This window comes from Microcystis sp. M53598_WE2, assembly GCF_030067735.1.
In the GTDB taxonomy this organism is placed as follows: domain Bacteria; phylum Cyanobacteriota; class Cyanobacteriia; order Cyanobacteriales; family Microcystaceae; genus Microcystis; species Microcystis aeruginosa.
This window is the reverse complement of the sequence record NZ_JASJFE010000973.1, coordinates 1-4,814: the sequence shown is the minus strand read 5'-3', so window position 1 is coordinate 4,814 and position 4,814 is coordinate 1. Positions and strand designations below refer to the sequence as shown.

General features: G+C 43.6%; 5 protein-coding genes. 2 read left to right on the top strand and 3 right to left on the bottom strand.

The genetic code is table 11. From position 1 onward, the window contains the following. Positions 1–230: 230 nt before the first annotated feature. Positions 231–1,049, top strand: a complete 819-nt coding sequence (locus tag PX636_RS19930; protein ID WP_002798875.1) for a transglutaminase-like domain-containing protein — start codon at positions 231–233, stop codon at positions 1,047–1,049. Between the two features lie 193 nt (positions 1,050–1,242). On the opposite strand, the gene PX636_RS19925 is transcribed toward PX636_RS19930, so the two are convergent. Beyond that, complete coding sequence (locus PX636_RS19925; protein WP_288118463.1) at positions 1,243–2,049, bottom strand: DUF8623 domain-containing protein; 807 nt, start codon at positions 2,047–2,049, stop codon at positions 1,243–1,245. Between the two features lie 81 nt (positions 2,050–2,130). On the opposite strand from PX636_RS19925, the gene murG reads away from it, so the two are divergent. Continuing rightward, the gene (gene murG, locus PX636_RS19920) at positions 2,131–3,204 is read left to right on the top strand and encodes an undecaprenyldiphospho-muramoylpentapeptide beta-N-acetylglucosaminyltransferase (RefSeq protein WP_002798878.1); all 1,074 of its coding nucleotides are present in this window, start codon (positions 2,131–2,133) and stop codon (positions 3,202–3,204) included. Here murG and PX636_RS19915 read toward each other — a convergent pair. Further along, positions 3,186–3,776, bottom strand: a complete 591-nt coding sequence (locus PX636_RS19915) for a Uma2 family endonuclease (RefSeq protein ID WP_012265383.1) — start codon at positions 3,774–3,776, stop codon at positions 3,186–3,188. The two genes, murG and PX636_RS19915, sit on opposite strands and share 19 nt — an antisense overlap. A gap of 35 nt (positions 3,777–3,811) precedes the next feature. Next, positions 3,812–4,672, bottom strand: a complete 861-nt coding sequence (locus PX636_RS19910; RefSeq protein WP_287705334.1) for a fructosamine kinase family protein — start codon at positions 4,670–4,672, stop codon at positions 3,812–3,814. Positions 4,673–4,814: the final 142 nt, after the last annotated feature.

Below are 4,814 nucleotides of genomic sequence, written 5' to 3'. Positions count from 1 at the left end.
TTGGAGTGATTGGGGGGAAAATTTAGGGATTTTTTCCCTGAAAATTAGGTAATTGACCACCTGAAAATGGGTAAAACCCCACACCCCACACCCCACACCCCACACCCTGCCCCCACGAAAAACTTTTTCAGCAGCCCCTAAGTAGTCGGTCCCAACTTTTTTCAGTCTGGCGATTATTGGCGTTTCATCTCTACCAATCCTGACAAAATTTCATTTAGATAGGAGTCCTAATGTTAATCCATGTTGGTTATGAATTTGGCTTTGATGCCCCCTTACCCGTGGTCATGTTGTTAAAACTTTATCTACACCCCTCAATTTTAGATCAAGTTAGACAATCGGAAAATTTGCAGGTGGAACCGGCAACAAAAATAGAAGAATTTTTAGATAGCTTCGGTAATCGAACCAGTCGTCTAATTTTACCCGACGGACAGATTCGCATTCACAATGAAGCAGTTATCGAGAATGAATGGAAACCCGACATCGTTAATTGGAATGCCCAAGAAATTCCCTTAGCAGAGTTACCAACCCAAGTTTTTCCCTACCTAATGAGTAGCCGTTATTGTGAAGTAGATTTGCTTTCGGAAATTGCCTGGGAACTTTTCGGACAAACTCCCCCCGGTTGGGCAAGGGTACAAGCGGTTTGTGATTGGGTTCATAGTCACATTCGTTTTGGTTACGAATACGCGCGGGTGACAAAAACCGCCTATGATGTCTATCGGGAAAGAACGGGGGTTTGTCGCGATTTTAACCATCTAGCTTTGACTTTTTGCCGTTGCCTAAATATTCCCGCCCGTTATGCCTCCGGCTATCTCGGAGATATCGGTATTTCTCCCCAACCTCTACCGATGGATTTTAGTGCTTGGTTTGAAGTTTATTTAGACCATCAATGGTACACCTTTGATGCTCGTCATAACACCCCCAGAATCGGGCGGATTTTAATGACTCGCGGCTTAGATGCCGTCGATGCTTCCCTAACAACTTCTTTTGGTCAAGTAAATTTAACAAAATTTAAAGTATGGACGAGCGATGTTTCCCACCTCTATGCTTAATCAGAGTATTTATTAAACCTCTTGCATAATTAATTTTTGAGGGTTCAAAAACGGCAAAAATAAGGATTAAATTGCATGAAAGTGCCAGCCATTGGAGTGAACGGGGGGAATAAAACCCTACACCCCACACCCTACACCCTACACCCCACACCCCACCAACAAGCTTTTTCAGCAAACCCTACTTAGATAAAAATTACTTTTCTACCTTAACCCGTTGAGTAACGACAACAATCCCATCGCCTTGGATTAAAATCGCCGATAACCAGCGATTTTCCGGTGTTGCCGGCGCTTTTACCCGCTTAAATAAACCGCCGGACTGTAATAATTCCAATTCTAGAGGCTTTGTATTAATATAACGCTCAATATCTACTTTCTCATCGATCGCCGTTCCGGCCAATAAATCATCCCCCAAAGGTTCGCGGACAATCACATCAAAATCAAATTCTTCACCCACTTTCACCCTTTCGGGAATTCTCACTTGAATACTGGGGGGATTTTTGCCGGTGCTTAACTCGACTCTCTCGCTTAAAATCTCCTGATAAACCAGTTTATTCCCTTGAAATTGTTGACGAGAACGAATCGTAGCATTCATTCCCACCACTCGTCCCTGCACCTTTCCCGTCCCGGTAATTTTAGTAATTGTATTGGCCGTTAACTTGTCCCCGGAACGACTCCAAGATTCGAGAGTAGTGGTGTATTCTAGATTGTTATAACGTTCCCAAAAATGAGTTAAAGCCTTTTTAGTTTTTTCGTAGGTCAAGCCATCGGAGTTAGTAAATTTCGGGCTATAAAACTCCATTAATTGCTTGATATCTCGCTCATTAGCCGCCGTTTCGATTTTGGAGATAAGCGTTTTTAAATTAGCCGGAGCAGTTTCTGGCTTTTCGGCCCGCAAACCGGTAGCGAGGGTGAAAGTTAACCCCAAACCTAACAGCAACGATAGGGAAAAATTGAGGGATTGACGAAAAAATTTATCGGGGATCGTGTTCAAGTTACGCATTAGTGATAGTTTGTGTAAGGATCGATCAATAACTATGGTAGATTATTTCATTCTAGGGCTGAATTTCCCCTCTCTCGAATTATGGCACGCACTCCAACCCGTCTACTGATTGCCGCTAGTGGTACTGGTGGTCATTTATTTCCCGCTTTGGCCCTGGCCGAGCGCTTGCCGGATTACGAGATTGAATGGTTAGGAGTTCCAGACCGTCTCGAACAGTCCTTAGTTCCAAAAACCTATCCCCTGCACACCATCCCCATTGAGGGATTTCAAACCCGTTTGGGGTTAAAAACTCTCAAGATTCTGTTCAGTCAACTGCGGGCCATTTGGCAAGTGCGTAGTTTAATCAAAAAACGTCAGATAGCGGCAGTTTTTACCACCGGGGGTTATATCGCGGGCCCGACCATTTTAGCGGCTCGTTTAGCCAATATTCCCGTCATCCTACACGAATCTAACTACATACCGGGCAAAGTCACGAAAGTTCTCGGTCGCTGGTGCGATACGGTTGCCCTCGGTTTTCAGGGAACCGCCAGCTATTTACCCGGCACTCGCACCACTTGGGTTAGTACACCAGTACGGGAGCAGTTTCTCATTCCCCAGTCCCTAGATTTACCGATTCCAGAGGATGCTTTTTTAATTGTCGTTGCCGGTGGTTCTCAAGGGGCCGTGGCTCTTAATCAACTTGTGCGACAAAGCGCTCCCCAATGGTTAGAAAAAGGCATTTATATCGTGCATCTCACGGGAGAAAACGACCCCGAAGCGGATAGTTTGCGCCATTCTAACTATTTTTCCCAGCCTTTTTACGACAATATGGCAGGATTATGGCAAAGAGCTAATCTGGCTATCAGTCGCTCCGGTGCCAGCACTTTAACAGAATTAGCGATCACTTGTACGCCTTCGATTTTAATTCCCTATCCTTTTGCTGCCGAAGACCATCAGTTCTATAATGCCCAAGTTTTTGCTGAAGCTCAAGCCGCTTATCTTTACCGTCAAAATGAGTTAACTGCTCAGTTTTTAAGCGAATTAGTCCTCGATTTATGGTCTAATCCCGAAAAATTGGCCGCCATGGCTCAACAAGCTTCTCATCTAGCCATTAGTGACAGTGCCGATTTATTAGCCGATTTGTTGAGAAGAAAGAGTCAAAAAGATAGTTTTTGAAACAAATCAGCCACGGGAAAAGTGAACCCCGGAACCACATCTTCCCCCTCCAAAAAATCTCCTGATGTTAATAATCCCTGCGGTTCGTACCCGGAACGATAAACTAAAACATAGTGTTGACCTGGACTGATAACCCAGAGCAAACGAGTACCATTGGCAAAATACTCGGCAATTTTGTCCTCGATTTCTGCCACTGTATTCCCTGGAGAGAGAATTTCTACCACTAAATCGGGCCCACCTTCTAAAAAACCCGTCGGCAATTCTTCCAATCCTTGCAGACGGTCCTTGGCAAAAAAGGCTATATCAGGAGAACGTTTATTGCCATTTTTCATAGTAAAAGCAGTGCTGGAGTCCAATAATACCCCTAGTTTTCGAGATGTTACTAAAGCGAATAAAGCAGCACTTAAAATAATGGCAATATAACCGTGTAAAGCCCCAGAATTCCCCATATTAGTTAACTCTCCCTTGACTAATTCGTAACGATTACCATCGTCAGGTAACGCCATAAATTCTGCATCAGTCCATACTTTTGTCTCTGGAGTTTTAATCACAGTAGTTTCTCGAATAGACATAACTTATCCTCGGTAAAGATTCACAAGTAAAACCCTTAAAGAATTTCCTGTAACATCCGATTGGCCTGGGAAGCGTAACCACCACCAAATAAATTAAAGTGATTGAGAATATGGTAGAGATTGTAAAGAGTTTTGCGCTGTTGATAACCAGCATCGAGGGGAAAAACATCGTTATAACCCCGATAAAAAGCCGCCGGAAAACCGCCAAAAAGTTCCGTCATGGCTAAATCTACCTCCCGGTCTCCCCAATAGGTGGCCGGGTCTAAAATTACCGGTTCCCCATCGACGGTAATGGCCGCATTTCCCGACCACAAATCACCATGGACGAGGGAGGGATGGGGTTGATGCTGACTCAAAATCTCGCTAATAGCGGGAATAACTTGATCCTCGTCGGGAAAATTGCCGCCGCGCTCCTTTGCAAGTCTTAATTGATAGCCAATACGCTGATGAGCGAAAAAATCCGCCCAACTGTTACTAACGGTATTAATCTGGGGAGTAGAACCAATGGTATTATTACACTGCCAACCAAAGCGATCAGACAGGGAAACTTGATGTAAACGAGCTAAATTTTGCCCCATTTTTTCCCAGCTTTGACTATTGCCACCGCCGAATTCTAGCCACTCTAGCACTAAATAACTAGATTTCTCGGCAATTCCCCAACAAATTGGCTCTGGAACCCTGATAGTCTTGGTGGCGTGAATTTGCTTTAATCCTAAAGCTTCGGCTGCAAACATGGCCTCTTGGTTCGCTTGGTTAATCTTAACGAAATAAATTAAACCATTGCCACTGACAGCATAACCCTGATTGATGCAGCCACCACTAACGGGATGACTTTTCTCGATTTCAAAGGGTTTTTCCGTGGTTTGGGCAATATGTCGGGCAATTTGAGTCCACATGGTTTATCAGTTATCAGTTATCAGTTATCAGATGTAAGTTTTAAGTTAATTAGTTATTTAGTTATCAGTTGTAAGTTTATCAGTTGTAAGTTTTAAGTTATTTAGTTATTTATTTATTTATCTTCATCTTTATCCCTGATTA

What these genes read in the sequence shown, in the direction of transcription:
- PX636_RS19930 (WP_002798875.1), top strand. Translation starts at nt 231, where the DNA reads ATGTTAATCCATGTTGGTTATGAATTTGGCTTTGATGCCCCCTTACCC.
- PX636_RS19925 (WP_288118463.1), bottom strand. Translation starts at nt 2,049, where the DNA reads ATGCGTAACTTGAACACGATCCCCGATAAATTTTTTCGTCAATCCCTC.
- murG (WP_002798878.1), top strand. Translation starts at nt 2,131, where the DNA reads ATGGCACGCACTCCAACCCGTCTACTGATTGCCGCTAGTGGTACTGGT.
- PX636_RS19915 (WP_012265383.1), bottom strand. Translation starts at nt 3,776, where the DNA reads ATGTCTATTCGAGAAACTACTGTGATTAAAACTCCAGAGACAAAAGTA.
- PX636_RS19910 (WP_287705334.1), bottom strand. Translation starts at nt 4,672, where the DNA reads ATGTGGACTCAAATTGCCCGACATATTGCCCAAACCACGGAAAAACCC.